Source organism: Acinetobacter sp. C13 (assembly GCF_016809775.1).
Lineage (GTDB): Bacteria > Pseudomonadota > Gammaproteobacteria > Pseudomonadales > Moraxellaceae > Acinetobacter > Acinetobacter pittii.
The window spans coordinates 1-26,773 of the sequence record NZ_JAFBJL010000008.1; the positions used below are offsets into that span (position 1 = coordinate 1).

Consider the following 26,773-nt stretch of genomic DNA (forward strand, 5'->3'; position numbering starts at 1 on the left):
ACCATAGCAAGAGTGAACCACCTGATCCCTTCCCGAACTCAGAAGTGAAACCTCTTAGCGCTGATGGTAGTGTGGGGTTACCCATGTGAGAGTAAGTCATCGCCAGCTCATTATTCTAAACACCCCCATTCCAACGAATGGGGGTGTTTTTTTATGCGCGGAATTTATACCTACAATTCTTTATATGATTATAATGGAAGAAATTCATATCAAGTCTAATAAGGATATAACATGTCTACCGATCAGCAATTTCCAACGCCCAATAATTTAGGTATCGCAGTTTATTCAAATAATGCAGAAGCTATTGGTAATACGCCTTTAGTTCGTATCAACCGTTTAATTAAAACTGGTGCAACTGTATTAGCGAAAATAGAAAGTCGTAATCCTGCCTTTTCTGTGAAATGCCGTATTGGGGCTGCACTTATTGCAGATGCAGAAAAAAGAGGTGTGTTGAAAGAAGGCATGCATATAGTTGAACCAACTAGTGGTAATACAGGGATTGCATTGGCTTTTGTTGCGGCGGCGAAGGGTTATCCAATTACTTTGACCATGCCAGCCAGCATGAGTCTTGAACGCAGAAAAGTATTAAAAGCTTTAGGTGCTAATTTAGTTCTAACCGAACCGGCGAAAGGGATGAAAGGTGCGGTTGATGAAGCGGTACGATTAGCAACTGAGCAGCCAGATGTTTATTTTTTGCCACAACAATTTGAAAACCCAGCCAATCCACAAATTCATGTGGACACAACTGGCCCAGAAATTTGGCAAGCAACAGGTGGGCAGGTTGATATTTTAGTTGCTGGCGTAGGTACTGGAGGTACGATAACGGGTATTTCTCGTTATTTTGAACAGGTCCAAAATAAGCCATTGTACTCAGTAGCAGTTGAACCTGCTGAGTCTCCAATTATTACTCAAACTAAAAATGGTGAAAGTATTACGCCTGCACCTCATAAAATTCAGGGGATTGGTGCAAACTTTATTCCAAAAAATCTTGATTTAGATTTGGTTGATGAAGTCTTACCAGTGAGTAGTGAAGAAGCAATTCAATGGGCGAGAAACTGTGCAACTCAAGAAGGTATTTTGGTAGGTATCTCAAGTGGAGCTGCCTTGGCTGCTGCAGCTAAAATTGCAGAACGTCGTGAAAATGCTGGTAAAACAATAGTTGTTATTCTTCCTGATAGCGGAGAACGTTATTTATCTTCTGTTTTATTTGAAGGTTTATTTGACGAATAAAATTAACTATGTAAAAAAGCCCATTAATAGATGGGCTTTTTTATTTGATCTGAATTTATAATGCACTTTTTAAAGTTTTCTGATGACGTTTCACAGATCGAGCATATTTTTTTGCTTTGTGTCGTGTCCAGAAGCTTCGCTCATATCCAGTCGGTCCCACATTATAATAAGCTGTTGCTTTGAACCAACTATCAGCTGACTGATAATAGTGATTTAAGATATAAGCCCCACATTGGATATTAGTAGTTTCATCATACAAATTCCCAGCACAAGTTTGTTGCCAATAACTCGGAATAATTTGAGTTAAACCGACAGCACCAGTAGGAGAGCGAGCATTACTATTGTAACTAGACTCTTGCCTGATGACTGCTGCGAGTAAAAGAGGGGGGACATTATATTGGTCAGCACTTTGAATAATCATTGGAGATAGCCGATTGGCTGTACTCGCTGGAACAGAATAAGCTTTTTGTAAGCCAGACGAGAGTTTATTGGAGCGCCAAGAAAATGAGCCACTGTTAGGTCCTAAGCTTGTACACCCTGTCATTATTGTCATCAATGCAATAATAAAAAATTTGAGGCTAAGGCGGTGTAATTCTGATGGTTCAAAATGATCTTGAGCTAAAGATGAGGTAAGCAAAATACAAAACCAATAATCAAATTTCAAATGAAATGATGGTATTCAGCCGTACTTATCGGATCAATATAAGTTCTGTTGCTCAGCACATCTATAAAGTAAGAATTTTGTATAATTGAAATGAAAAAACCCCGACATCCTGTCGAGGTTTCTTCGTATTCAGCTTTATGTAGCTAACTCCTGTCAACTACCGCTTCCTGCGTTCTTATTCTTCTTCAATGAGACATCCTGTCTCTCTATGGTTTATATACTATGAAAAAATACTAAAGCTGAATATCCGCAAATCACCGCAAGTTTTGTACGTTTTAACTTACAGGCGTATTTTTTCAACTTTCTTAAATATGATGTCGACTAATTTCTGGGCAATAGGAGCACAAATCAATACACTTGGAAAAGCCAATATCCATGCAATAATCCAAGCCGATACCCACAATGAAAGGAAATGGTGATTTAGTCCCACTACTTTAAAAGTTGAAATGCCTGAAATTATAAAAGACATCATTCCTGATAAAATTAAGAGGAATAAAAGTTTCTGTGCTTTCATGGTCTTATATTCCTTGATAAGCACTTAAGGTTAATGCAAAATTTTCTCCAAATTGTTGAGCAGTTTTAATATCTCCTTCCTCAAACCCATCGGCATTACTGCCATGTTCAGCCTGAGCCATTAAACCTGACCATGAGCCGAGTCGGTTAGCTGCTTGTGTATAGGCAACACCTTGATGTTGTTCTGGTAGAATTGGGTTACCTACCCATAACATGCCATGTTGCATACAAAAGGTAAAAATTGAAATTAGTGTGGATTGTTTATCACCAGCAGGTAGAGATGAAACGGTAAATCCAGCCGCTAATTTTCCTTTAAAACTTTGTTTTTTCCATAATGGACCAGTTGCATCCATGAGTTGTTTTAACTTGGAAGATACACCACCTAAATAAGTGGGGGAGCCCCAAATTAAGCCGTCATATTGGATGAGAATTTCTGGGCTGTTGATAATATCTTCAGTATTGAGTAAATCTGCTTTCATATTTTTATGGCTCAAAATACCAGTTTGAATTTGCTGAGCAATAAATTGCGTATGACCTTGGCGGCTATGGTAAATGATGGCAACAGTCTTCATGAGCAGTCTCCTTTTTATTTAAATTTGAAATAGTTTTGCAGTGAGATATAAGCCACAACCAAAAACACTATGGTTCATTAAACTTTTTAGACAGTTCAAAAAAGGATGGGGTGTTTTTAATGAAGCAAAGCCACTACCCATCGCAGGTTGCATAATAAAAAATGGAATGAGGACGGTGACTACACCAAACATTAGTGCTGAATAAAAATGAGGTTGGCTAAGCCAAGTTGAACCAATAATGAAAAGAAAACTCAATGCAAAGATAATCCCAACACTATAGTGAGCAATCCAACCCAATAAATATTCACCCTTAATTTGTGGGCTTTTTGCAATAGATTGATGGATGAGTTTCCCTTGAAATATCCAACCAACCCAGCGGCCGAGGAAGGCAAAATTTAAGGTCGGAATTTTGAACATCTTTAATATTAATAGCCATATATCCATAACGACGGTTGCACCAATACCAAGACATAAAGCTTGAAAGAACAACGTAGAGGTATTCATTTTTACACCTTGCTTTTATACGTATGAAACGTGATAAATTTATTGTGCAAGTTCAAGTTCACTTGAAGTCAAGAGGCTATTATGGATATCGGTGAAGTTGCTAAAAAGGCAAAAGTCACAACTGCAACGCTACGCTTTTATGAAGAGAAGGGGCTAATTAAGTCGATTGGGCGGCAAGGCTTACGTCGACAATATGGCAAGCAGGTCATTGATCAATTGGCATTAATCTCTTTAGGTCGTGCTGCGGGTTTTTCCTTAAATGAAATCGCAACAATGTTTGGGCAAGATGGTAAGCCTGAGCTTGACCGGCAAAAATTAAAAGATAAAGCTCAACAATTAAAGCAAATGGCAAAACGATTGCATTTTATCAGCCAAGGATTAGAACATGCTGCTGTATGTCCTGCCGAAAATCATATGGAATGTCCAACTTTCCAAAAATTTTTAAAAGCAGCAATTGCTGGAGAATATCAGCCAACGAAACTTTAATTCGTTTTGATGAAGTTATTTAGTTTGTGTTTGTATTGCACAGTTGGGTTTGTCATATTTTCGCCATAAAGATTTCATCTTTTTGAAGTAAAAACTTCATATAAGCTTGATTAAATTTGCTTAATTTTTTACCAACTGTATAAAACCATGAGCAAAAAAACATTAGCGGTATTATTATGCTGTGCCAGTTTAGGATTGGCGGCATGTAATGATGATAACGACCAAGAACAAAATTCACCTACTGAAAATGTTACCGAACCAACCTTAATTTCTTTTGCTAAGTTACCTGTAGAAACTTATGCTGCTGGTCCAGACTCTGGCGCATATGTGAAAGGTGCAAATGGAATTTATCCTCCATTTAAAGGTCAACCTGTACAAGGCTTTTCTGCTGCATTAAAAAATGAAGATGGCAGTTATATGGCAATGGCCGATAACGGTTTTGGCACTCAAGATAATTCATCAGACTTTTTACTTCGTATTTATAAAATAAAGCCTGATTTCAAAACTAAAGCTAAAGGCACGAGCCAAGTTACTGTACAAAGCTTTATCCAACTGCGTGATCCGAATAAATTAATTCCATTTAATATCATCAATGGTAATACACCTGAGCGTTTATTAACGGGCGCTGATTTTGACCCAGAGTCGATGCAGCGTACTAGTGACGGGACCTACTGGATTGGAGATGAATTTGGTCCATATTTACTCCATTTCTCAGCAGATGGCGTGTTATTAGATGCACCGATTGCTCTGCCAAATCCGTTAAATCCGACTCAAGAATTACGTTCACCACAAAATCAGTTTAATAAAGCACAAATTAATTTTGTAGAACCTCTAGTTCAACAAAGTGGCGGTTTTGAAGGAATGGCGATTTCGCCAGATGGGCAGTATCTTTACTCTCTTATAGAAAAGCCAATTAAATCAATTCGAGAAACGGAAAGACAATTATTGATTTCTCAATTTGATGTGAAGAAAAAAGCGTATACAGGAAAATATTATTGGTTCCAGTTAGACAGTAAGGCAACCAATATTGGTGACTTCCAACTCTTTAATGATAAAGAAGGGATCATTATTGAACGTGATGCCACCCAGAATAATTTAGGCGGCTATAAAAAATTAATTCGTATTAAATTAAATGAATCAGGTCAACTAGTTAGCCGTGAAGATTTAGTCGATTTAATTAAAATTGCTAACCCGAATATGTTGTATGGCACAGCTAGAGAGGGTGATATTGGTACGGGACAGGTTTTTGCTTTCCCATTTGAAACCATTGAAGATGTGATTATTGAAAATGGTACGACACTTACTGTTTTCAATGATAATAATTTCCCTGGTTCAACAGGACGTAACGCAAAACTGGCTGACGATAACGAGATTATTCAAATTCGTTTGCCAAAAGCTTTGTTCTAAGTTCTATAAATAAAAAATTCAAACTGCGGCGGATTTTGGTCCGCCGTATTTATTACAAGAATAAAATATTGAATAAACTTTAATCAAATTAATTTCTATATTGTTGTTTTCGCATGTTTTATAAACAGGGAAAATGAATGAAATTCATGTTAAAATGATCGGCTTTCATCTTTAGATGTCTCTCCTCCATTTGCTAGCCGAGATTCGCAAGCCATGTCTACTGCCTACACCATGCAGACTGCGCCCAAAGCGCTGTTTGATTACGACAAATATTGGGCGTCGTGTTTTGAACCAGCGCCATTTTTGCCGATGTCACGAGAAGAAATGGACCAACTCGGCTGGGATGCGTGTGACTTTATTTTAGTCTGTGGTGATGCTTATATTGACCACCCATCATTTGTATCGGGTGTGATTGGACGTGTGCTTGAGGCACAAGGTTTCCGTGTCGGAATTATTGCGCAGCCAGACTGGACCAATGTTGAAAGCTTCCGCGTTTTAGGTAAGCCAACGATTGCTTGGGGTGTAACCGCAGGTAATATGGATTCGATGATTAACCGTTATACGGCAGATCGTAAAATCCGTTCGGATGATGCATATTCTCCAAACAATGAACCGAATAAACGTCCTGACCGCGCAGCAACAGTTTATTGCCAACGTTGTCGAGAAGCATTCCCTGATGTACCTGTGTTATTGGGTGGTATTGAAGGCAGTTTACGCCGTATCGCACACTACGATTATTGGTCAGATAAAGTCCGTCGTTCGATTTTGATGGACTCAAAAGCCGATTTGCTCATGTACGGTAATGGTGAGCGTGCCATTATTGATGTAATGCATCGTTTGGCTAAAGGTGAAAAAATCCACGAGATTACTGATGTTCGTGGTACGGCATTTATTATTAATAAACATAACAAAGCATCAAAAGCAAAGTTTGTTGAAGTTGCAAGTAATGATGTAGATACGGTTGGGCGTGTTGATCCAATTATTAACCCATATGTCATGACAGAAGATATTGATGGCTGTGAGGTTGAAAAAGAAAAGGGTAACTCTTTAGCTCAGTATCAAAATTTCCAAAAAGAGATTGTTGCAAATCCGATTGTGCGTGAAGGCGACAAACTTGATGACGATACTCAAATCGTTCAATTAAAGCCGGCACCGTCAAAAGCGATTAAACACAAATTGCCACCACGAGAGTTGGCGGTTATTCGTTTGCCTTCTTTTGAAGAAGTGGCAAATGATCAAGTGCTTTACGCACATGCAAACCGTATTTTGCACCTTGAAACTAATCCAGGTAATGCTCGTGCATTGGTGCAACGCCATGGTGAACGAGATGTGTGGATTAACCCGCCTCCAATTCCTCTAACTACAGAGGAAATGGATTATGTGTTTGATTTACCTTATGCACGTTTGCCACATCCTACTTATGGTGATGCTCGTTTCCCTGCATTTGATATGATCAAATTCTCGGTCAACATTATGCGTGGCTGTTTTGGCGGCTGTACATTCTGTTCAATTACAGAACATGAAGGGCGTATTATTCAAAACCGTTCGGAAGATTCGATCTTACGTGAGATTGAAAAAATCCGTGATACTGCACCAAACTTCACTGGTATTATTTCAGATTTAGGTGGCCCAACAGCAAACATGTACCGTTTGCACTGTAAAGACCCAGAAATTGAGAAGAACTGTCGTAAACCTTCTTGTGTTTATCCGGGTGTTTGTCAAAACTTACATACCGATCACGCGCCATTAGTGCAGCTTTATCGTAAAGCGCGCGCTATTAAAGGTGTGAAGAAGATTCTGATTGGGTCAGGTCTGCGCTATGACCTTGCTGTACTCAACCCTGAATATGTCAAAGAGCTAGTACAGCACCACGTAGGTGGTTATTTAAAAATTGCTCCTGAACATACCGAGCAAGGCCCGTTATCTAAAATGATGAAACCGGGTATTGGTACGTATGATCGTTTCAAACAAATGTTTGACCGTTTCAGTAAAGAAGCAGGAAAAGAGCAATATTTAATTCCTTACTTTATTGCAGCACATCCGGGTACTTCAGATTATGACATGATGCATCTTGCAATTTGGTTGAAAAAGAATGGTTTCCGTGCCGATCAAGTACAGACGTTCTATCCATCGCCAATGGCAACTGCAACAACCATGTATTATTCGGGCAAAAACCCGCTTGCTAAAGTCGCTCGCTATACTGAAAAAGTTGATATTGTAAAAGGCGAGAAACGCCGTCGTCTGCATAAAGCATTCTTGCGTTATCATGATCCAAACAACTGGCCATTACTTCGTGAGGCCCTAAAAGAGATGGGGCGCGCAGATTTAATTGGTAATTCAAAGCAGCATTTAATTCCGACTTATCAGCCAAAAGGCACAGAAGGGGAATATAAGTCTGCTCGTAAGAAAAATTCGTCTACAGCAGGCGATTCGGTTAAACGAAATAATCAGCAAACGAATCATCATTCGAATCAGAAGCGCCCACAAAAAGGACAGGTTCTAACGCAACATAATGGTTTACCTCCTCGTGAAACAGGAGAAAAAAGACCGTTTGGCGGGAAAAGTAAACCTAAATCTAAAGTTCGTGGATAATGATAAAACAGGCTCTTAAATAGAGCCTGTTTTGTTTTTTATGACTCTATTTAAATCGTATAATGAGATTTTTGAGGATTTAAAGTACAAAAAACGTAACGAATAATGATAAATAGCCAAAATCTGACGAGCTGCACTTGATTGTTATTGATTCTATGATTATAAATAATGTGAGGGTGGCTAAATTTAAGCCAAGCTTGATAACTACAAGTGAAATTACTAAGTGAACCTTTTAAAAAACGGCTGTGTCGTTATCAATTAAAACAAAGTGTGATCTAGCAAAATCATTATAAAAAACTTAAAGGATTAGGCCCATGTATTATTTAATCACGATCTTATTATTATTTCTGGTTGTTGTTATGGCAGTGAAAAGTCTGTCACGAAGGCATCAACATGATAGTGCTTTAAAGCGCCGTGCAGTGTTAACTAGTCATGAGCAAATGACCTTAACCAGACTACAAACTGTTTTGCCCAAATTTACCGTATTAGCGCATGTATCTTTTGATGCACTTTTAACTACGAAATACGCGCATACACGTCGTAAATATCAAAATATGTCAGCTGATTTTGTTGTGCTTGATCAAAATTATCAGGTAGTTGTAGTTGTTGTTCTAGGGGAAAATGGGTTACGCCGAGCGCATCAACAATATGAGCGTCGCCTATTACAATTGGCTGGCTATCGTGTGCTTCATTATAGTAGTGTGCCTGATTATCATGACTTAAGAAGAGACTTATTGAGTTCTGAATCAGAGTTAGCAACTTTGCATGCGACACCCCAGCTAGAAAGAATGTCAAATGCTTTTGTGAAGCCTTAAAAATTCGACATTAGCGCAACTAATCTGAGAGCTCATTTAAGAATATCTTAATAAAATGCTGAAATTCAAAATTTTAAAATTACTAAAAAATTGAGCAATATCACCCAAGATATTGCTCAATTTTACATGGATTTATAATTATAAAAATTATGGAAGTACCGCAACAACCGTCATTTCTACAAGTACATCTGGTGCATAGAGTTTTGATTCTACACATGTACGTGCTGGTGGGTTCCCTTCGCTAATCCATGCATCCCAAACCGCATTCATAGCTGCATAATCTTTTTCAATATCTTTTAAGAAAATCATGACAGAAAGGATATGGGTTTTATCTGTTCCAGCTTCTGCCAATAGACGGTCAATATTATCTAAAGTTTGTTGAGTCTGCCCTGTGATATCTGCGCTTGTATCATCGGCGAGTTGCCCCGCTAGGTGTACCAAATTACCTGAAATCGCAACTTCGCAGTAGCGTGAAGTAACGTGCAGGCGTTGAATCGTCATGATGATGAACCAATAAAAAAAGATGCTTAGAATTGTACTTGATTGAATTAAGCAGTGGAATTTTTTTAGTTGATATTGGTGGCTATAATTAATGACAAGATTTATTATAAATTGCTAATATCTGCATTGAATAAAATAATATATTGGACATGATCATGCAAAAAAAAATAGAGATTATTATATTGGGAGGATTATTGGGAATGACAACAATAACGCATGCTATAAATCCTGATCAAGAATATATATTGTTCTTTGAAAAATATAAACAGTTATCGAATGAGAGTGATCCGAAAGGAATGGAACTCTATGCAGACAATGCCAAACTTCATCAAAAACAAATCACACCGGATGGTATTGAACAAAGCATGAGTATGTCTGGGAAAAAACTAAAAGAACTATTTTTAGAAAATCAAGAAATGCTTCAAAAGCTAGGATATACATCTAACTATAGTGATGTGAAAGTGACGAGAAGTCAAAACTCTGCAAAGATTTCAGCGACGAGATATAGCACTAAGAACTGTTTTACAGATCGTGATTACTATATGGTGGTTTCTCGTGGGGTGGATAAACAGTTATATATTACAGAGGAATATTCTACAAGTGTCCCTCAGAATTTGTGTAAAGAAAGTATTAAGGATGATTTGCCGCTACAGTTAACTTTTGGGGCCAAGATAATCAATAAAAACTTGCCTATGCAAGTAGATCGAGAAACAAATTTAGAGCATGTTGAGGCCCAAGGGAAAGAATTAACGTTGAATTATCGTCTGATTCATATAACGTCTGTGGATATGCCCGCAGAATGGGTACAAGCAATGGAAGTTAATGGTGTTCCTGAAATTGTTAAAGGTGTTTGCAATAATATAAAAATGAAAGAATTATTAAATAAAGGAGCGCAACTTAATTTAAAGTATTTATATAAAGATAATGTACCATTAACTAAAATTAAAATGACCAAACAGGACTGTAATATATAAATGTTTTTATTAAAGAATAAATTATAATAAAAGGGCACATTTGTGCCCTGCAATATTCGGATTTGGTCGTCACGCCAATCACAGGACGATATGCCTAAAGTAAAGGTTGCTTTGGCATGTTGCAAATACATGGGTAATGAATATGCGTGGATTAGGTTACTCTAAAGTTTCAGTAAAAGGGAGTCTATTTTGTTTAAAAGTTGCTCTTTTGAGTGAAAAGTAGTCAATTACCAGAGGTTAAGCTGGAAGTCATCAGCTTGCGTTTGTAATTGATAAACGCCTATACCAATCAAGCGAAACTGGAAATGTTCGGGAATCTGCATTTCATTTAACAATAAAAATAAAACTTGGATTAAGTCCTGTAGCGACTGGATCGGTCTTTTAAAGCTTTTACTATGTTGTAAAGTCTGAAAATTCTTAAGTTTAAGTTTGATATTCACACCACGTGCATTAAGCTGTTTTTTCTCTAGTGTTTGCCACACTTTTTCGGCTAATCCCTGCCAATAGGGCTGACATTGAGCCAAAGTAAAATCACTGTCAAAAGTTGTCTCTTTCGAAATTTGTTGGCGAGCTCTTTCAGCTTGAACAGGTCTATGGTCAATGCCCTGAGCATATAGATAGAGTTGTTGTCCATATTTACCGAAGTGGTGAACCAAAACAGCTTCTTCAATTTTCTGTAAATCACCTAACGTATGTAGCTGAAGCTGTTGTAATTTTTCCTGAGTGACTTTACCCACGCCTGGAATCTTTTTAAGCGGAAGGTCTTGAATAAAAGTAGCAACTTGCGAAGGTTTGATTACACATAAGCCATTAGGTTTGTTCCAATCCGAAGCAATTTTTGCCAAAAACTTATTTGGTGCCACACCAGCTGATGCGGTCAATCCGGTTAATCTAAAAATATCTTCCCGAATATGCATGGCAACTTCAGTTGCACTCGCAATCTGTTTTAGGTTTTCAGTGACATCTAAATAAGCTTCATCTAAAGATAAAGGTTCAATAAGTAGCGTATATTGCTGAAAGATTGAGTGAATTTGAGCGGAAACCGTACGGTATTTTTCAAAATTTGGTTCAATAATGACAACTTGAGGACATAGTTTTCTTGCCTGACTCATCGACATGGCAGAACGCAAACCAAATTCACGGGCAGGATAGGAGGCAGCAGCAATCACAGCTCGCGGATGATGCGAAGATATAACGACAGGAAGATGCTTTAGATCAGGACGCTCTCGCAATTCGACCGATGCATAAAAGGCATCCATATCGATATGAATGATTTTGCGCATATTATTGTGCTTTCACGATGCCTTGCTGCTGTAAAAATTGATGCCACTCTTTGACTGAACCCTCATAAACATTGAGATCTACAGACTTTGTGATTCCTTCAATTTTACCCTGATTACTATGCTGCCAAAAGAGCCATTTTCTTTTGTCTTTCAGCTCAGGTTTTCCTTCGTAATCTCTGACCCAAAGTGGTGTATTAGGGAAACTTCCTATTAATACAATATGGTAAAAAGTTTTGGAAATATAAAAGATAGGCTGTTTGCCATAGTGCTGTTTTAAGCGGTCATGCATGATGCCTATTTCTTTAAGTAATTGTTCTTTGGTGTGCGCATTAATACAGTTACCGTCATATTCTAGATCGATAACAGGAGGAAGGGCATCGGCTTTGTTGGGTACAGTCGCAATAAAGTTATCAGCTTGCGTTTTACCATCACGGCATAGACGATAAAAGTGATACGCGCCTACATGAAACCCATGTTCACGTGCCTTGAGCCAGTTTTCCTGAAATTTTGAATCTTTGTAATCGCCGCCTTCAGTCGCTTTTAAATAGACGAATTGAAATTTTTCCGGTGATATTTTTTTCCAGTTAATATCTCCTTGATGATGAGAAACATCGAACCCTTGCACCGGATAATCCTGTGCAACAGCTTTTTGTTGATAGAACAGACCAAAATAAGCTAAGACTCCCATAACACAAGCTAAGCCAATTCCGATTAGGGTATTGTGCCGTGATGTGAAAAAAGTTTTAGCCAGTTTGCTCATTCAAAACTCGTTAAAATTTGAAGTCGACATCATAGCGTGATTCGCGAGCGAGAAACCATGCTAAAAATGCAACTGCTTATACAGGCGTATCCTTTGGAATTTGCCAGAAAATAAAAGCAGTAATGACATTGATACAACCGAGACAAATGAGAGTGACATGAAACGCTGTTGTCACGTGGTCTGCACCATAATAATGAGTAAAAATATTAATGAGGGTACCTGCCAGTGCAACACCAATACTCATTGATAGCATCATGATCATCGACAAGAAACTATTACCGCTACTCGCATCTTGTTGAGGCAAGTCTTTCAAGGTTAATGTATTCATGCCAACAAATTGCAGTGAATTTAATGTTCCAAACAAGAAAAAGTGCAAGGCTCTAAACCAAGTTGGAGTATCGACGGTCATGATTGCAAAAGAGGCAATACATAGCCCAACTAATGTTGTGTTAATGAGTAAAAAACGTCGGTAGCCAATTTTTTGAATAATAGGTCTGACAATTGGCTTTGAAAATAATGAGCCCAAGACCAAGGGAATCATCATTAAACCTGCAATAAAGGGTTCAAAACCAAAAGCAACTTGTAGCATGAGTGGTAAAACAAAAGGTAAGGCATTCCCACCAAAGCGAGCAAAGAAATTACCTAAAATACCAATCGCATAAATTTTGTTTCTAAAGAGTCGGCTGCGGAATAATGCATTTTGATGAGTATGTGAATGGTAGGCATACCATAGTGTTGCGATTATTCCGACGACTAATAGCGAAATACTAAACCATTTTGAATATTCAGGTGAGGCTAAGTGTTCGATCCCTAAAGACCATCCAATCATAGCCACGACTAATAAGATGAATCCACCCAAATCAAATGTTTTGACTGAGGGTTCTTTTACATTTGGCATGACTTTTAGTGTCATTAATATGCCAAGTATACCCATAGGAATATTAATCAGGAAAATCCAATGCCAAGTTGCAACTTCAACTAACCATCCGCCCAAAGTTGGCCCCGCCAACGGCCCGAGTAAACCCGCAAGGCTCATTAAGCTCATCGCAGCTAAGAACTGAGTTCGAGGAATAATTTTTAAAAGTGATAGCCGGCCAACAGGGAGTAATAAGGCGCCGCCTATGCCTTGGATGACTCGGAAAAATAACAGCTGATTGAGACTCTGAGAAAGTCCACATCCTAAAGAAGCCAGAGTAAAAATTACGATTGCCGACAAAAAAATATTTCTGACACCAAAGCGGTCTGCTAACCATCCACTTAAAGGAATACAAGCGGCAACCGATAATACATAGGCCACCACTACGCTGTGCATGCGTAAAGGATCTTCATTGAGATGATGAGCCATTGCAGGAATCGCGGTATTTACAATGGTTGTGTCCAAGGCCTGCATAAAAAAGCCAATAGAAACCAAAAGAACCAGTAAGCGATATTCGGGTTGCAAAGCTTGGTGTGTCGGCGTGGCATTCATAACATTTGAAAATTAACGTTTTGGTCTAGTGTAAAACAAATTGAATTTAAAAGAAGTAAGCCAATGTTGAATACCCCTTTACTAAATCTAAGTTCTTTTGAAGGCAGAGGTGAAAATAGTTAAAATAAAAAAAGCGGCAGAACCGCTTTTTAAATAGAGTAGGTGGACAACTAGACAACAAATCTTTTTGGCATTTTTAAGTTTTTAATGACGTTATAAATTTGGCCAACATCATCACAGACAATTAATTTAGCTCGGTGCTGAAGGGGAAGGAAACCTTCTTGAACTGCATGGTCCAATTGGGCAATTAATGCATTATAAAAACCATTTACGTTATATAAAATCATGGGCTTTTGGTGTTGGTTGAGTTGGCCCCAAGTAGCAATTTCCAATATTTCTTCAAATGTCCCTAAACCACCTGGTAATGCAATGAATGCACTCGCGCGTTCTGCCATCATGGCTTTACGTTCGTGCATAGTTTCGACCACATGTAATTCAGTTAGACCTGCATGTGCGACTTCATAATCAAGCATAAATTCAGGGATTACACCGACAGCCTCTCCGCCGTTTGCGAGAACGCTATCTGCGACTTGTCCCATTAAGCCGATACTGGCACCGCCGTAGACTAAACCAAAACCTTGGTCAGCAATTCCATGAGCAAGTTCAATTGCTTTTTCTCGGTAAATTGGATTATTTCCTGCACGTGAACCACAATATAATGCAATAAGAGGTTGTTTTGTTTTTACAGCTGTTATTGGTGAATCATTTACTGCCATTGTTAATACGCTATTCATTGCTTTATTTTCACCTTATCACGTTCATATTTCTTGTCTACACTAAGCAAAAGATATGACAACTTTATAAGCAGATTTATAAGAAAGAGTCATGTTTTGTATGGGTTTGGTGAATGCTAATCATGAACAAATAAAAATGATGAATTTATGTTAAATCTTGCCTATACTAAAAATTCGTTTAACAACATATGAACAAATATGGGTAGTGGTTGTAGTCGCTCCGTTTTAATTTCTTGTCTTAAAAAAACATTTTCCTCACTTTGTGAAGGCGCGCCTGTTGTGTTGCCAAATAAAGATAAAATTCAAACAACACAGGAGCAGGATCGATGATCTTTGAATGGATGTCTGATCCCTCTGCGTGGGTGGGTTTAGCAACTTTAATCGTTCTTGAAATTGTATTGGGGATCGATAACCTCGTTTTTATTGCGATTTTGGCTGAGAAATTACCGCCAGAGCAACGAGCTAAAGCCCGTATAATCGGTTTGGTGCTCGCGTTAGGAATGCGTCTTGTACTCTTAGCCTCAATTGCTTGGGTCGTGACACTGACTGAGCCACTCTTCCATATTTTTGATCATCCATTTTCTGGTCGTGATTTGATCTTGTTGTTCGGTGGTGTGTTCTTATTATTTAAAGGCACCATGGAATTGCATGAACGAATGGAAGGAAAACAACTCCATAAAGAAGATAATCCTGTTCATGCAGCGTTCTGGATGGTTATTGTCCAGATTGTTGTACTGGATGCCGTATTCTCATTAGACAGTGTGATTACAGCTGTTGGTATGGTGAAAGAGCTGTCAGTGATGATGGTTGCGGTTGTTATTGCGGTCGGAATCATGTTGTGGGCATCAAAACCACTCATGGACTTCGTCAATAAACATCCAACAGTTGTCATTCTGTGTCTTGGCTTCTTGATGATGATCGGTTTCTCTTTGGTGGTGGAAGGCTTTGGTTTCCATATTCCGAAGGGCTACTTATATGCTGCAATTGGCTTCTCGGTTTTGGTGGAAATTATCAACCAGAGTATGCGCCGCAATCAGGAAAAAATGGTTACCACCACAGACTTGCGTTATCGCACTGCCTCTGCGGTTTTGCGTATGTTAGGGAGCAAAAGCACTGGTTCTGCAGACAATCAATCTTCTGATAAAGAAGATGTATTAGCGACGCAAGCTTTTGCTGATGAAGTTTTTGACGAAGAAAATGGCGCTTATCACAGTGTGCTTGTACAAGGTGTGCTTGGTTTATCAGAGCGTCCTGTAAAATCTGTTATGACTCCACGCCCTGAACTTGAGTGGATTGACTTAGATGATGAGCCTGAAGTTTTAAAAGAACGTTTAATGACGATGACACACTCTCGTTTGATCGTTGCACGCGGTGAACTTGATAATATTGAGGGCATTGCGCTTACGCATAAAGTTTTAAACAACTTTATTGAAACAGGTGTAATTGATTTCCAAAAGCATCTACGTGAACCTGTGATTGTGCATGAAAATGCTCAAGTACTTATGGTAATGGAGCAGTTACGACAAGCACCTTTACAAATGGCGATCGTATTAAATGAATATGGTTCAATCGAAGGTATTGCAACACCAATTGATATTTTAGAAGCAATTGCTGGTGAATTCCCAGATGAAGATGAGTTAGACGCTGCTGCTGAAAGCTTGGCAGATGGTTCATTAATGCTTGAAGGCTCAACTGATATTCGCCATGTATCACTTTTATTAGGTCGTGATCTCGTTGACGAAAGTGAGCAGTATTCAACTTTATCGGGTTACTTGTTATTCCATTTAGGCCGTTTACCAGAAAATGGTGAAGCTGTTGAGGCGGACGGTTATCGATTTGAAGTGATTACGATGGAAGGTCATAAAATTGAGAAAGTTCATATTGTTTCTATCGAACAAGATGAATCAAAAGATTAAATGACGTTTTAAGTCTAGAAACATCATAAAATAGCTCAACTCTGAGCTATTTTTTTTATTTGAGAAATACCAAATGATCCAACAAACTTGTCCATGTGGAAAAGGCAGCTATACACAATGTTGTGAGCCTTTACATTTAGGCACAGCCAAAGCACTAACGGCAGAGCAGCTTATGCGTTCACGTTATAGCGCTTTCGCATTACAGCAAATTGATTATATTGTGCAAACGACTGCTTTAGGTCAGCAAACAACACTTGATAAAGATGCTATCTCAGAGTGGAGCAAACAAAATCAATGGTTGGGTTTAGAGGTGGTTAACGCCAACGAAAAATTAGATAAAACCCATGCACAGGTTGAGTTCAAGGCTCATTATCATGATGGGCAAAAAGCCCAAATTCACCACGAGGTTTCACATTTTGTTTATCATCAGCAAAAATGGTTTTTCCTTGACCCAACGGTCGATATGCAGGTCACCATGAAACAACCTTGTATATGCGGTTCTAGAAAAAAATTTAAGCAATGCTGTGCACAATACCTATAACTTTATCTTAAAATACGCCCACTGTTTGGCCTGAGGGAAAGGGCGATGTTACTCACCGTTATTTATATTATTGCGATTACTGCGGAAGCTATGACAGGCGCATTGTCTGCTGGTCGACGGAGTATGGACTGGTTCGGTGTCGTACTGATTGCCTGTGTGACTGCTTTAGGTGGTGGTTCGGTGCGAGATGTATTGCTTGGTCACTATCCTTTAACTTGGGTAAAACATCCTGAATATTTGGTTCTGACCTGCTGTGCTGCATTTGTCACGATTATTATTGCCAAATGGATGCGTCATTTACATAACATCTTTTTGGTGCTCGATGCTTTAGGCTTGATTGGTTTTACGATCATTGGTTGCCAGATTGCCTTACAAATGGGACATGGTTTTGTCGTCTCGGCAGTAGCTGGAGTGTTGACTGGAGTATCTGGTGGTATTTTACGTGATATTTTATGTAACGATGTTCCATTCGTTTTCCGCCGTGAACTCTATGCGAGTATCTCTTTTGTGGCAGTCATCTGTTACTGGGTTTGTCAGGATTTAGGATTAAGCCTAGAGTTAACCGTTATTTCAACTTTAATTTTTGGCTTTACCTTACGTCTGATTGCAATCTATTTTGGCTTAGAAATGCCTAAATTTATTTATAAAGATGATGATGCAGAATCGGCTTCTTCAACCGATGAACATTAATCATGCAGAATTCGATGTGAGCATGATATAACAATTAAATATATTGTCTTGCTCACTTATTTTTTCCAGTAGAGTTTTTCCTATGGATCTGGTTTCACGTATACAAAATCTTCCAATTGGCAAATTTCACTACACATTACTGTGGGTGGTTGGTTTAGGTTGGATGTTTGATGCGATGGACACCGGTATCATTGCTTTTATCATGACAACGCTTGTTAAAGACTGGGCATTAACACCAGCCGAAAGCGGTTGGATTGTGAGTATTGGTTTTGTAGGAATGGCTATTGGAGCTGTTTGCTCAGGAGCTTTAGCAGATCGCTTTGGCCGTAAGACAATATTTGCAGTTACCATGGCCATCTATAGTATTGCGACTGCCTTATGTGCTTTTGCTCCAGATTTGAAGTGGTTATTAATTTTCCGTTTTATTGTTGGTCTTGGGCTTGGTGGACAGTTACCCGTTGCAGTGACATTGGTGAGTGAATATATACCTGCCCATGTACGTGGTCGTTTTATCGTCCTACTCGAAAGTTTTTGGGGTTTGGGCTGGTTAGTTGCTGCACTCATTTCTTATTTTATTATTCCTAAATTTGGTTGGCACATTGCATTTCTTATGGGTGGCCTCCCACTGATTTATATTTTAGTAATTTGGAAAAAACTCCCTGAATCCATACCTTACCTGATTAACCGTGGACGTGTTGAAGAAGCACATGCATTGGTTCAAAAATTAGAAGCTCAAGCAGGCGTTCAAATTGTTCACCACATTGAAGTCGTGCCTGTAGCCATGCGACAAAAAGTCTCTTTTAAACAACTTTGGAGTGGTCAATTTGCTCGCAGAAGCTTAATGCTTTGGCTCATCTGGTTTGGAATTGTGTATTCCTACTACGGTATCTTTACGTGGCTGCCAAGTTTATTAGTGAAACAGGGCTATGACATCGTTAAATCTTTTGAATATGTTTTGCTTATGATTTTGGCGCAGCTACCAGGCTACTTAGCAGCAGCATGGTTTGTAGAGCGATTGGGTAGAAAAATTACACTCGCTGCATTTATCGGTTTTTGTGCCTTGTCTGCATATTTCTTTGGACAAGCCGATAGTGTAAATAGCATTATGTTTTGGGGTTGTCTCATGTCCTTCTTTAATTTAGGTGCATGGGGAGTGTTATATACCTATACACCAGAGCAATATCCAGCCAACATTCGGGCTTTTGGTTCGGGCTGGGCATCGGCAATGGGCCGTTTAGGTGGAATTTTGGCGCCGATAGTCGTCACTCATATGATGGTTTCCAAAAATGGGTTTAGCCATGTTTTTATGATGTTTACTATTGTTTTAGTTTTGGTTGCAGCTGTAATTTTAATATTAGGTGAAGAAACCCAAGGTAAAAGACTGGAGTCGATAGGTCTCTAGTTTGCCTAACTTTATAGCAAGTAACTAAAAATACAGAGAGATGAGACATAATTTGACGCTCAGGTGACAGAGTCCCTCTTGTGTCTGTAACATAGCCCACTTAGCATAAGACTCACTTAAAATAACGACTGATTTGGAAGATAAGCTGACTATGACCAGCCTTGCGCATCAAGCGACAGAAAACCGCTCTGTAGCCGAATTTACTGAACAGGCTTACCTGAATTATGCCATGTACGTCATCATGGACCGTGCATTGCCACATATCAGTGATGGCTTAAAACCTGTACAGCGCCGTATTGTCTATGCCATGAGCGAGTTGGGCTTAAAAAGCAGTGGTAAGCCAAAAAAATCGGCCCGTACTGTGGGTGACGTACTCGGTAAATACCATCCACATGGCGACTCGGCATGTTATGAAGCCATGGTTTTGATGGCTCAGCCATTTAGTTATCGCTATCCTTTAATTGAAGGTCAAGGGAACTGGGGTTCACCAGATGACCCTAAATCGTTTGCTGCGATGCGTTATACCGAGGCAAAACTTTCTGCCTACAGTGAGTTATTACTAAGTGAGTTAGGACAAGGCACGAGTGAATGGCAAGATAACTTTGACGGTTCATTAAAAGAACCGATTACGTTGCCAGCACGAGTTCCTAATATTCTGCTTAACGGTACAACCGGTATTGCGGTTGGTATGGCGACCGATATTCCGCCACATAATTTGCGTGAAGTAATTAAAGGGACAATTGCTTTAATTCGTAATCCGCAAACATCAGACGAGAAATTGGCTGAATATATTCCAGCGCCAGATTTACCAACCAAAGCTGAAATTATTACGCCGCCCGAAGAATTACTCAAAATCCAGACGACTGGACGTGGTAGTTACCGCATGCGAGCGGTTTATACCATCGAAAAAAATGAAATCGTGATTACCGAATTGCCGTATCAGGTATCGGGTTCTAAGGTGATCACTCAAATTGCCGATCAAATGCAGGCTAAGAAGCTACCATTAGTGGTGGATGTGCGCGATGAGTCGGATCATGAAAATCCAACACGACTCGTGATTGTACTGCGTTCTAACCGTATTGATGCTGAAGCGGTGATGAGCCACTTATTTGCGACTACCGATTTAGAATCAAGCTACCGTGTTAATTTAAACATGATTGGTGAGGACGGTCGTCCTCAGGTTAAGTCGATTCGACGTATCTTGCTTGAGTGGATTGAGATCCGTAAAAAAACGGTTACTCGCCGTTTGGAATATCATTTAAACCGAATTGAAAAACGCCTACATATTTTGGCAGGCCTTTTAATTGCTTATCTCGATATTGATACAGTTATTCGTATTATTCGTGAAGAAGATCAGCCTAAACCTGTATTGATGGACCATTTCAAAATTGATGAGATACAGGCAGAAGCAATTTTAGAACTCAAGTTACGTCATTTAGCAAAACTTGAAGAGATGGAAATCCGTCAAGAACAGGATGAGCTCTCAGCAAAAGCAGCGATTATTCGTGAACAATTAGAAAACCCAGAATCTTTAAAGAACCTGATTATTGGCGAATTAAAAGAAGACGCGAAAAAGTTTGGTGACGAACGCCGTTCTCCAATTGTCGCACGTGCTGAAGCTGTTCAAATTAGAGAACAAGATTTAATGCCGGCTGAAGCAGTAACGGTAGTTTTATCTGAAGCGGGATGGATTCGTGCTGCAAAAGGGGCGGATGTTGATGCAGAGAATTTAAACTATCGTGCTGGTGACCAATATTTAAGTCATGCGGTGGGCAAAACCAATCAACGAATTTATTTCCTTGATGAGACAGGGCGTAGTTATGCCTTGCCTATTAGCAATCTGCCATCAGCAAGAGGCTTAGGTGAGCCATTAAGTTCGAAGCTTGCTCCTGCAAGTGGAGTCGCGTTTATTCAGGTCTATTTAGATGATGAGGAGTCAGAACTTATTGCTGCTAGCTCATCAGGTTATGGTTTTAAAACTCAAGTCAAACAGTTAGATACCAATGCCAAGGCAGGAAAAAGCTTCTTGTCGGTACCTGAAAAGTCAAAAGCGCTACCGTTAATATCTGCCCAAAACATGACACATTTGGCTGTACTCAGCTCAGCAGGTCGACTCCTGATTATTGATTTATTAGAACTGCCAAATTTAAATAAGGGTAAAGGTAATAAGTTGATACAACTTGAAGCGAAAGAGCATATTTTATCCATGACAACCCTGAACTTAGATGAAATAATTCAGGTGGTTGCAGGTCAACAACATCTAAAATTAAAAGGTGATGATCTACAGAAATACATGGGTAAACGAGCTTCAAAAGGTCACCTCTTACCACGTGGATATCAAAAAGCAAATAAACTGTTGATTCAGAGATAAAGCTAGCGTCGGGCAACATAAATACGCTATATATGGCAATAAGTTCAAGCAATGAACTGAACTTATTGGTATTGGATAACGATTAAAAGGACAGCAATTTGGAGTACGCAATTTGTACTCCATGTAAAAAATTTGACAGGGTCAAATTGTCAAAACTTCTGTCTCATAATCTTGTTCGAAAGTGTCATGAATGTGCCAATAAGTTTTAAATATGTTCTGGCACCAAGAAGCTAAAGAATAGCTGGGGCATTGAATAACAGTTATTACTAAGGATTACGAATCGGAGATAATGGCATTATGGAAAAGATTTGGTTTGCAGAATACCAAAAAACAGGGATTCCAGAAACAGTAGCATTGCCTGCGGAAAATACCTCTCTTGTTGATATTTTTGAGAGTAATTTCCAAAAATTTGGTTCTCGTGATGCCTTTATCTTTATGGATAAAGCGATGTCATTTAACGAGTTGGAACTTGCAAGCCGTAAGTTCGCGACCTATTTGCAAAATTTGGGGTTAGCAAAGGGAACTCGTGTGGCAGTGATGATGCCAAACGTATTGCAATATCCTGTAGTTGCATTAGCTGTGTTACGTGCAGGCTTAGTATTAGTGAATGTAAACCCACTTTATACTGCGCGTGAGCTTGAGCATCAATTAAATGACTCGGGTTCAGAAGTACTCGTGATTATCGAAAACTTTGCCAGTGTTTACCAAAGCATTTTAGGTAAAACTCCTGTGAAGCATGTTGTAGTTGCGACAGTAGGAGATATGCTTGGTACGCTTAAAGGTACATTAGTAAATTTTGTATTACGTAAAGTACGTAAGCAAATTCCTGCTTGGAATATTCCAGGGTACGTTAAATTTAATACAGCATTAAATAAAGTAAGTCCGAGTAATTATAAGCGTCCAAATTTAACTTTAAGTGATACTGCCGTGCTTCAATATACGGGTGGTACTACAGGTGTTTCAAAAGGTGCGGAATTAACACATCTTAATTTGGTTGCCAACCTTTTACAGTGTGATGGTATCTTCCAAAGTAAATTTGGTGCAAATGATGGTGCTAAAGGCGACCGTATTGTTTGCGCATTACCGCTTTATCATATTTTTGCGTTCATGGTTTGCGCGATGTACGGTATGTATAAAGGTCAGGCAAATATCTTGATTCCGAACCCACGTGATTTACCAGCGGTAATTAATGAATTACGTAAATATCAGCCATCATTCTTCCCAGCAGTAAATACATTATTTAATGCTTTAGTAAACAATGAAGAATTTAAACAACTTGACCATAGCAATTTAAAAATGGCGATGGGCGGTGGTATGGCAGTTCTACCTTCTACAGCAGAAGCGTGGAAGAAGATTACTGGTACAACCATTATTGAAGGTTATGGTTTGTCTGAGACTTCTCCGGTAGCGACTGCAAACCCTCCTGCATCTACTGAATTTAGCGGCACAATTGGTATTCCATTACCTTTAACAGAAGTTGCTATTTTAGATGATGACGGTAAAGAAGTTGCCTTAGGTGAGCAAGGTGAAATCTCGATTCGTGGTCCTCAAGTCATGAAAGGCTATTGGAAGCGTCCTGATGAGACTGCGAAAGTCATGACTGCAGACGGTTTCTTCCGTACGGGTGATATCGGTGTTATGGATAGCCGTGGATATACTAAAATTGTAGACCGTAAAAAAGATATGATTTTAGTTTCTGGCTTTAACGTTTATCCAAGCGAAATCGAAGAAGTTATTGCTAAACATCCAAAAGTATTGGAAGTTGCAGCAATTGGTGTTCCTGATGAAAAATCAGGTGAAGTGCCAAAACTCTTTATCGTGAAAAAAGACCAAAGCTTAACGACCGAAGAAATTTTGAACTTTGCTAAAGAAAACTTAACAGGTTATAAACGCCCTCGTTATGTTGAGTTTATGGATGAATTACCTAAATCAAACGTAGGCAAAATCTTACGTAAAGACTTACGTAAGCCAGCCTAAAAAGTTAATAAAAAAGCGCCTTAGGGCGCTTTTTTTGTTTTTACATTTTGTTGTGGCTCTTCATAAACCAGCGGTCTATGTAAGGACGACCAATTCCCACCATCCCAACAAAAACTAGCATTGTGCCCAATTGTAAACGCAGATGAGTTAAATCGAGCTGACCATAACTTAAATAATTATCTACTAGGCAATATAGGGTAATCACAATTAACCAATGCCATAAAGGAAGTCGTTTAATACCGACTGCAATAAAAGTAATTGTTAAAATAACAAAGGTGCCTAATGTCGATTGCCAATTTAGATTTGCACAAATCACACTCAATAAAAAAGCGACAATAGGAAGTACGATTTTTAATATACGGTCTACCTGAAGTTGATTTTGTTTTTGCTTCTCTAAGACTTCAAACAATTCTTTTTGATCAGGTTGTTGCATACATAGCCCTATTAATCAGTGATGACAAGTGATTGCATAAAATTTCAGGTAAAAACGCAATGTTATGATAGCATGATCAACAGTATTTTCAGTGATGGATGGCACTATGCAGGGCATCAGCGGCATTATCTATATTATTTTAGTGGCATGTTTGCTGCCATACGCATTTACCGTAATTGCAAAATTTACAGGTGGTTTTCAGCCCGTTGATAATCAAAACCCGAGAGCTTTTTTGGCTAAAACAACAGGCCTTGCTGCTCGCGCTAATGCCGTACAACAAAATAGCTTTGAAAGCCTACCTTTATTCTTAACTGCTATTTTAATGGCTGAATATATGGTTGTTCCGGAATATTTCATTCTGAGATTAGGTTGGGCATATATTATTTTAAGAGTTATTTATGGCATTTGCTATTTAAGTAACTGGGCAACTTTACGCTCGATTGTTTGGTTCTTATCGATATTGTGTCCAATCTTTTTACTTGTGGTCACGATAAAACTGACTTGAGTGTCATTCTGTCATCATTCATATCAACTTTCGCGTGTGCCCATTGTATAATCGGCATCATTTTGATGATATCCACGCTATAATCGAGTGGATTTTACATCTGACTTCATAACGAAAGAGTATTGATATGAGTTACAGCAATATCCCAGCAGGTAAAGATGCGCCAAATGACATCTATGTCATCATTGAAATTCCTGCAAATGCAGCACCAATTAAATATGAAATCGATAAAGATTCTGATGCATTGTTTGTAGACCGTTTCATGGGTACAGCAATGTTCTATCCAGCAAACTATGGCTATGTTCCAAATACTTTGTCTGAAGATGGCGACCCACTAGACGTACTTGTTGTAACTCCACATCCTGTTGCTGCTGGTTCTGTAATTCGTTGCCGTCCAGTGGGCAAATTAAACATGGAAGATGATGGTGGTATTGATGCGAAATTAATCGCTGTTCCACACGAAAAATTATCTCCACTTTACAAAGACGTGAAGGAATATACAGATCTTCCTCCGTTATTGATTAGCCAAGTTGAGCATTTCTTCAGTCACTATAAAGATTTAGAACCAGGTAAGTGGGTAAAAATCAGTGGTTGGGAAGGTGCTGATGTTGCTAAAGCAGAAGTATTAAAAGCAATTGAAGCTGCTAAATAAGCTTTAATTGATAAGCTCAGAATTTCTGAATTGATATTCTGAGCTTAATAAAAAACCTACATCTGTTGCCAGACGTAGGTTTTTTTATGCTTGATAGATTTGTGAATTAGAATAATTTCACAGGAATATCAAGGAAGATACGCCATTCATTAGTATCTGGCATATAGTCTGTAGTATAAGCGCTGTCTGCACGGTAGATCGAATTACGTAAACGTAAGCTTGAACCTTTAGCAAAACCACTTTGAACTGTATATTTTACTTGGTTGAAGAATTCGCTTTCGTTTGAGTCGTCTGCACCGTTAGATGTTTTGATATCCCAGCCATACACATAAGCTGTAGTCCAGTTTAGACCAGGTAATACACCTAACTTCCCAAAGTCGAGGTTATATTGGATTTGTGCAGATTTTTCATCATTACCAATGAAGTCAGACAAATAAGAGTTTGGCAAGTAAACACTTTGACCGCCGTCTTGGTTTACACCATAGTTATAACCAATGTTACCGCTGTTTTGTTGGTACGCCAGCATCACACTATGTGGGCCAGTCGCATAAGTACCTGAAATTGCCCAAATATTGTTGGTTTTGTCTTCACCAGCTGGGCCAGTCGCGTACGAAAGATTAGCATCTTTATCAAATTTAGTATGATAACCACTGAAGTCATAAGTAAGTGAGCTGTCATTAGCAAGCGGTTGCTTGTAGTTCACATTGACATAATGACGATTAAGTTTGTCTTTTACATCAACACCGTAGTAAGAACCACTGATTTGATCGTCAAACTTATATTTTGCACCCCAAACCACAGCGCGGTCTAAACCATTTTGGTCAGTAGCAATTTGGTCAGAATATTGGTTTTTAGTAAATTTACCAGCAACCACTTCTAAGTCTTTAATTTCATGGCTAGTTAACAAAGTACCAGTGAAATATTCAGGTACTAAACGAGCCGTGTTGCTTGCAAGCACAGGCAAATCAAGCACTTGAGTACCATAACGTACAGTTGTATTTGAGAAACGTGCTTTTACGTTAGCACCACCACGCGCCCAATGATCGTAAGCTGAACCATCGTTATGTTGTGGAATCATGTTATTACCAGCGTTTTTATTTTCGCCGATTTTAAATGAGCCGTCACCAACAACGCCAACACCGAAACCAACAATACCAGGAGTAAAGCCAGAGTCGATATTTACAATTGCCGTTTGAGCAAATGAGCTATTATCAGCCCTTCCATCTTTTTTATCACGACTGATATAACCGGTACGGAAGAGAATAGAACCGTTCGCATCTTCAACAAATCCTTTTGCCTCACTTTGCTCGCTTGCCTGAGCTGAGGAAATTATTGCCGCAGAAATGAGAACTGCTAATGTAAGTTTTTGTGCTTTTAGCATATTTAAAGAACCTCATAAAAACGATAAATCCTGTGCCTTGTTATTGTTCAAAGCCTAGGATTTCCATCAATTGTATAAGTAATCTATAAAAAAGATATATTTTTGTTGATTTTATTTTATATATGCTATGCAGAAATTGATTAATGTGCTACTGGTTATTAATAAATTTACTAATAGTCTTTTATACTTAATCTATTGTTTAAAATAAAAAAAGTAATTTATTTTTTAGTGGATTTTTACCATTTATTTTATATTTAAACTTCAAAAAATAGTTGAATCTTGTGTTCATTTTTTACGCTTTTTTGTTGGATATGTTTACTTTTTAATCTTATTTTAAGTTTC

The 26,773-nt window shown here is 38.7% G+C and carries 26 protein-coding genes and 1 rRNA gene; 16 read left to right on the top strand and 11 right to left on the bottom strand.

The features are described from left to right. Together rrf and cysK are read left to right on the top strand one after the other, a co-directional pair. A 5S ribosomal RNA gene (gene rrf / locus JGE69_RS17015) occupies positions 1–108 on the top strand; the annotation flags it as partial. A gap of 123 nt (positions 109–231) precedes the next feature. Further along, positions 232–1,230, top strand: a complete 999-nt coding sequence (cysK, locus tag JGE69_RS17020; RefSeq protein ID WP_199114197.1) for a cysteine synthase A — start codon at positions 232–234, stop codon at positions 1,228–1,230. A gap of 55 nt (positions 1,231–1,285) precedes the next feature. Here cysK and JGE69_RS17025 read toward each other — a convergent pair whose 3' ends face one another. The 4 genes from JGE69_RS17025 to JGE69_RS17040 all read right to left on the bottom strand — a co-directional run bounded on the left by JGE69_RS17025 (position 1,286) and on the right by JGE69_RS17040 (position 3,483). Then, positions 1,286–1,894: a lytic transglycosylase domain-containing protein gene (locus tag JGE69_RS17025; RefSeq protein WP_014208138.1), complete on the bottom strand. Its 609-nt coding sequence runs from the start codon at positions 1,892–1,894 to the stop codon at positions 1,286–1,288. A 280-nt stretch (positions 1,895–2,174) separates the two neighbouring features. Beyond that, positions 2,175–2,408 (bottom strand): DUF2798 domain-containing protein, encoded by a 234-nt coding sequence (locus JGE69_RS17030; RefSeq protein ID WP_199114196.1) that lies wholly within the window; start codon positions 2,406–2,408, stop codon positions 2,175–2,177. Between the two features lie 4 nt (positions 2,409–2,412). Next, positions 2,413–2,979, bottom strand: a complete 567-nt coding sequence (locus tag JGE69_RS17035; protein ID WP_199114195.1) for a flavodoxin family protein — start codon at positions 2,977–2,979, stop codon at positions 2,413–2,415. A gap of 18 nt (positions 2,980–2,997) precedes the next feature. Then, a complete protein-coding gene (locus JGE69_RS17040) occupies positions 2,998–3,483 on the bottom strand; it encodes a DUF2938 domain-containing protein (RefSeq protein ID WP_199114194.1) in 486 nt (161 codons plus the stop codon). Positions 3,484–3,564: 81 nt separating this feature from the next. On the opposite strand from JGE69_RS17040, the gene JGE69_RS17045 reads away from it, so the two are divergent. The 4 genes from JGE69_RS17045 to JGE69_RS17060 all read left to right on the top strand — a co-directional run bounded on the left by JGE69_RS17045 (position 3,565) and on the right by JGE69_RS17060 (position 8,783). Beyond that, the gene (locus tag JGE69_RS17045; protein ID WP_057070637.1) at positions 3,565–3,969 is read left to right on the top strand and encodes a helix-turn-helix domain-containing protein; all 405 of its coding nucleotides are present in this window, start codon (positions 3,565–3,567) and stop codon (positions 3,967–3,969) included. A gap of 147 nt (positions 3,970–4,116) precedes the next feature. After that, positions 4,117–5,376, top strand: coding sequence for an esterase-like activity of phytase family protein (locus JGE69_RS17050; protein WP_199114193.1), 1,260 nt, complete (start codon positions 4,117–4,119; stop codon positions 5,374–5,376). Between the two features lie 213 nt (positions 5,377–5,589). Next, positions 5,590–7,968, top strand: a complete 2,379-nt coding sequence (locus tag JGE69_RS17055) for a YgiQ family radical SAM protein (RefSeq protein ID WP_017385842.1) — start codon at positions 5,590–5,592, stop codon at positions 7,966–7,968. Positions 7,969–8,282: 314 nt separating this feature from the next. Then, positions 8,283–8,783, top strand: coding sequence for a DUF2726 domain-containing protein (locus JGE69_RS17060; RefSeq protein ID WP_057085106.1), 501 nt, complete (start codon positions 8,283–8,285; stop codon positions 8,781–8,783). 147 nt (positions 8,784–8,930) lie between these two features. Here the strand turns inward: JGE69_RS17060 and JGE69_RS17065 are convergent, their stop codons facing one another. Beyond that, positions 8,931–9,284, bottom strand: coding sequence for a RidA family protein (locus JGE69_RS17065; protein WP_057085108.1), 354 nt, complete (start codon positions 9,282–9,284; stop codon positions 8,931–8,933). Between the two features lie 155 nt (positions 9,285–9,439). On the opposite strand from JGE69_RS17065, the gene JGE69_RS17070 reads away from it, so the two are divergent. Further along, positions 9,440–10,258: a hypothetical protein gene (locus JGE69_RS17070; RefSeq protein WP_227602455.1), complete on the top strand. Its 819-nt coding sequence runs from the start codon at positions 9,440–9,442 to the stop codon at positions 10,256–10,258. Between the two features lie 106 nt (positions 10,259–10,364). Further along, positions 10,365–10,481, top strand: coding sequence for a hypothetical protein (locus JGE69_RS17075; RefSeq protein WP_002121660.1), 117 nt, complete (start codon positions 10,365–10,367; stop codon positions 10,479–10,481). A gap of 4 nt (positions 10,482–10,485) precedes the next feature. Here JGE69_RS17075 and dinB read toward each other — a convergent pair whose 3' ends face one another. From dinB to JGE69_RS17095, 4 genes are all read right to left on the bottom strand, one after another. Next, positions 10,486–11,541 carry a DNA polymerase IV gene (gene dinB, locus JGE69_RS17080; protein ID WP_002121640.1) on the bottom strand — a complete coding sequence of 352 codons (1,056 nt, stop codon included), beginning with the start codon at positions 11,539–11,541 and terminating at the stop codon, positions 10,486–10,488. 1 nt (position 11,542) lies between these two features. Further along, on the bottom strand, positions 11,543–12,301 hold the full coding sequence (locus tag JGE69_RS17085; protein WP_199114190.1) for a GH25 family lysozyme: 759 nt from the start codon (positions 12,299–12,301) through the stop codon (positions 11,543–11,545). Between the two features lie 76 nt (positions 12,302–12,377). Further along, the gene (mdtD, locus tag JGE69_RS17090) at positions 12,378–13,769 is read right to left on the bottom strand and encodes a multidrug transporter subunit MdtD (protein ID WP_199114188.1); all 1,392 of its coding nucleotides are present in this window, start codon (positions 13,767–13,769) and stop codon (positions 12,378–12,380) included. A gap of 170 nt (positions 13,770–13,939) precedes the next feature. Then, complete coding sequence (locus JGE69_RS17095) at positions 13,940–14,563, bottom strand: TIGR00730 family Rossman fold protein (protein WP_199114186.1); 624 nt, start codon at positions 14,561–14,563, stop codon at positions 13,940–13,942. Between the two features lie 326 nt (positions 14,564–14,889). Between JGE69_RS17095 and JGE69_RS17100 the strand changes: the two genes are divergently transcribed. From JGE69_RS17100 to JGE69_RS17125, 6 genes are all read left to right on the top strand, one after another. Further along, positions 14,890–16,479 (top strand): TerC family protein, encoded by a 1,590-nt coding sequence (locus JGE69_RS17100; protein ID WP_199114184.1) that lies wholly within the window; start codon positions 14,890–14,892, stop codon positions 16,477–16,479. A gap of 73 nt (positions 16,480–16,552) precedes the next feature. Continuing rightward, positions 16,553–17,020 carry a YchJ family protein gene (locus JGE69_RS17105; protein WP_199114183.1) on the top strand — a complete coding sequence of 156 codons (468 nt, stop codon included), beginning with the start codon at positions 16,553–16,555 and terminating at the stop codon, positions 17,018–17,020. Between the two features lie 45 nt (positions 17,021–17,065). Continuing rightward, on the top strand, positions 17,066–17,710 hold the full coding sequence (locus tag JGE69_RS17110; protein ID WP_002121256.1) for a trimeric intracellular cation channel family protein: 645 nt from the start codon (positions 17,066–17,068) through the stop codon (positions 17,708–17,710). Between the two features lie 82 nt (positions 17,711–17,792). Next, on the top strand, positions 17,793–19,112 hold the full coding sequence (locus JGE69_RS17115) for an MFS transporter (protein ID WP_069122034.1): 1,320 nt from the start codon (positions 17,793–17,795) through the stop codon (positions 19,110–19,112). A 151-nt stretch (positions 19,113–19,263) separates the two neighbouring features. Continuing rightward, entirely contained in the window at positions 19,264–21,483 is a 2,220-nt protein-coding gene (parC, locus tag JGE69_RS17120; protein WP_057077476.1) for a DNA topoisomerase IV subunit A, read from the top strand. Between the two features lie 297 nt (positions 21,484–21,780). Beyond that, positions 21,781–23,460, top strand: coding sequence for a long-chain-fatty-acid--CoA ligase (locus JGE69_RS17125; RefSeq protein WP_002121274.1), 1,680 nt, complete (start codon positions 21,781–21,783; stop codon positions 23,458–23,460). 40 nt (positions 23,461–23,500) lie between these two features. Here the strand turns inward: JGE69_RS17125 and JGE69_RS17130 are convergent, their stop codons facing one another. Beyond that, positions 23,501–23,893, bottom strand: a complete 393-nt coding sequence (locus JGE69_RS17130; RefSeq protein WP_068564771.1) for a hypothetical protein — start codon at positions 23,891–23,893, stop codon at positions 23,501–23,503. Positions 23,894–23,999: 106 nt separating this feature from the next. Here JGE69_RS17130 and JGE69_RS17135 point away from each other — a divergent pair, with 106 nt between their 5' ends. Next, a complete protein-coding gene (locus JGE69_RS17135) occupies positions 24,000–24,398 on the top strand; it encodes an MAPEG family protein (RefSeq protein ID WP_002121258.1) in 399 nt (132 codons plus the stop codon). A gap of 127 nt (positions 24,399–24,525) precedes the next feature. Further along, a complete protein-coding gene (ppa, locus tag JGE69_RS17140) occupies positions 24,526–25,050 on the top strand; it encodes an inorganic diphosphatase (protein WP_002121243.1) in 525 nt (174 codons plus the stop codon). A gap of 106 nt (positions 25,051–25,156) precedes the next feature. On the opposite strand, the gene JGE69_RS17145 is transcribed toward ppa, so the two are convergent. Beyond that, on the bottom strand, positions 25,157–26,431 hold the full coding sequence (locus tag JGE69_RS17145) for an OprD family outer membrane porin (RefSeq protein ID WP_068564769.1): 1,275 nt from the start codon (positions 26,429–26,431) through the stop codon (positions 25,157–25,159). Positions 26,432–26,773: the final 342 nt, after the last annotated feature.

Coding starts and splice junctions, on each gene's coding strand:
- cysK (WP_199114197.1), top strand. CDS start 232: ATGTCTACCGATCAGCAATTTCCAACGCCCAATAATTTAGGTATCGCA.
- JGE69_RS17030 (WP_199114196.1), bottom strand. CDS start 2,408: ATGAAAGCACAGAAACTTTTATTCCTCTTAATTTTATCAGGAATGATG.
- JGE69_RS17035 (WP_199114195.1), bottom strand. CDS start 2,979: ATGAAGACTGTTGCCATCATTTACCATAGCCGCCAAGGTCATACGCAA.
- JGE69_RS17040 (WP_199114194.1), bottom strand. CDS start 3,483: ATGAATACCTCTACGTTGTTCTTTCAAGCTTTATGTCTTGGTATTGGT.
- JGE69_RS17045 (WP_057070637.1), top strand. CDS start 3,565: ATGGATATCGGTGAAGTTGCTAAAAAGGCAAAAGTCACAACTGCAACG.
- JGE69_RS17050 (WP_199114193.1), top strand. CDS start 4,117: ATGAGCAAAAAAACATTAGCGGTATTATTATGCTGTGCCAGTTTAGGA.
- JGE69_RS17055 (WP_017385842.1), top strand. CDS start 5,590: ATGTCTACTGCCTACACCATGCAGACTGCGCCCAAAGCGCTGTTTGAT.
- JGE69_RS17060 (WP_057085106.1), top strand. CDS start 8,283: ATGTATTATTTAATCACGATCTTATTATTATTTCTGGTTGTTGTTATG.
- JGE69_RS17065 (WP_057085108.1), bottom strand. CDS start 9,284: ATGACGATTCAACGCCTGCACGTTACTTCACGCTACTGCGAAGTTGCG.
- JGE69_RS17070 (WP_227602455.1), top strand. CDS start 9,440: ATGCAAAAAAAAATAGAGATTATTATATTGGGAGGATTATTGGGAATG.
- dinB (WP_002121640.1), bottom strand. CDS start 11,541: ATGCGCAAAATCATTCATATCGATATGGATGCCTTTTATGCATCGGTC.
- JGE69_RS17085 (WP_199114190.1), bottom strand. CDS start 12,301: ATGAGCAAACTGGCTAAAACTTTTTTCACATCACGGCACAATACCCTA.
- mdtD (WP_199114188.1), bottom strand. CDS start 13,769: ATGAATGCCACGCCGACACACCAAGCTTTGCAACCCGAATATCGCTTA.
- JGE69_RS17095 (WP_199114186.1), bottom strand. CDS start 14,563: ATGAATAGCGTATTAACAATGGCAGTAAATGATTCACCAATAACAGCT.
- JGE69_RS17100 (WP_199114184.1), top strand. CDS start 14,890: ATGATCTTTGAATGGATGTCTGATCCCTCTGCGTGGGTGGGTTTAGCA.
- JGE69_RS17105 (WP_199114183.1), top strand. CDS start 16,553: ATGATCCAACAAACTTGTCCATGTGGAAAAGGCAGCTATACACAATGT.
- JGE69_RS17110 (WP_002121256.1), top strand. CDS start 17,066: ATGTTACTCACCGTTATTTATATTATTGCGATTACTGCGGAAGCTATG.
- JGE69_RS17115 (WP_069122034.1), top strand. CDS start 17,793: ATGGATCTGGTTTCACGTATACAAAATCTTCCAATTGGCAAATTTCAC.
- parC (WP_057077476.1), top strand. CDS start 19,264: ATGACCAGCCTTGCGCATCAAGCGACAGAAAACCGCTCTGTAGCCGAA.
- JGE69_RS17125 (WP_002121274.1), top strand. CDS start 21,781: ATGGAAAAGATTTGGTTTGCAGAATACCAAAAAACAGGGATTCCAGAA.
- JGE69_RS17130 (WP_068564771.1), bottom strand. CDS start 23,893: ATGCAACAACCTGATCAAAAAGAATTGTTTGAAGTCTTAGAGAAGCAA.
- JGE69_RS17135 (WP_002121258.1), top strand. CDS start 24,000: ATGCAGGGCATCAGCGGCATTATCTATATTATTTTAGTGGCATGTTTG.
- ppa (WP_002121243.1), top strand. CDS start 24,526: ATGAGTTACAGCAATATCCCAGCAGGTAAAGATGCGCCAAATGACATC.
- JGE69_RS17145 (WP_068564769.1), bottom strand. CDS start 26,431: ATGCTAAAAGCACAAAAACTTACATTAGCAGTTCTCATTTCTGCGGCA.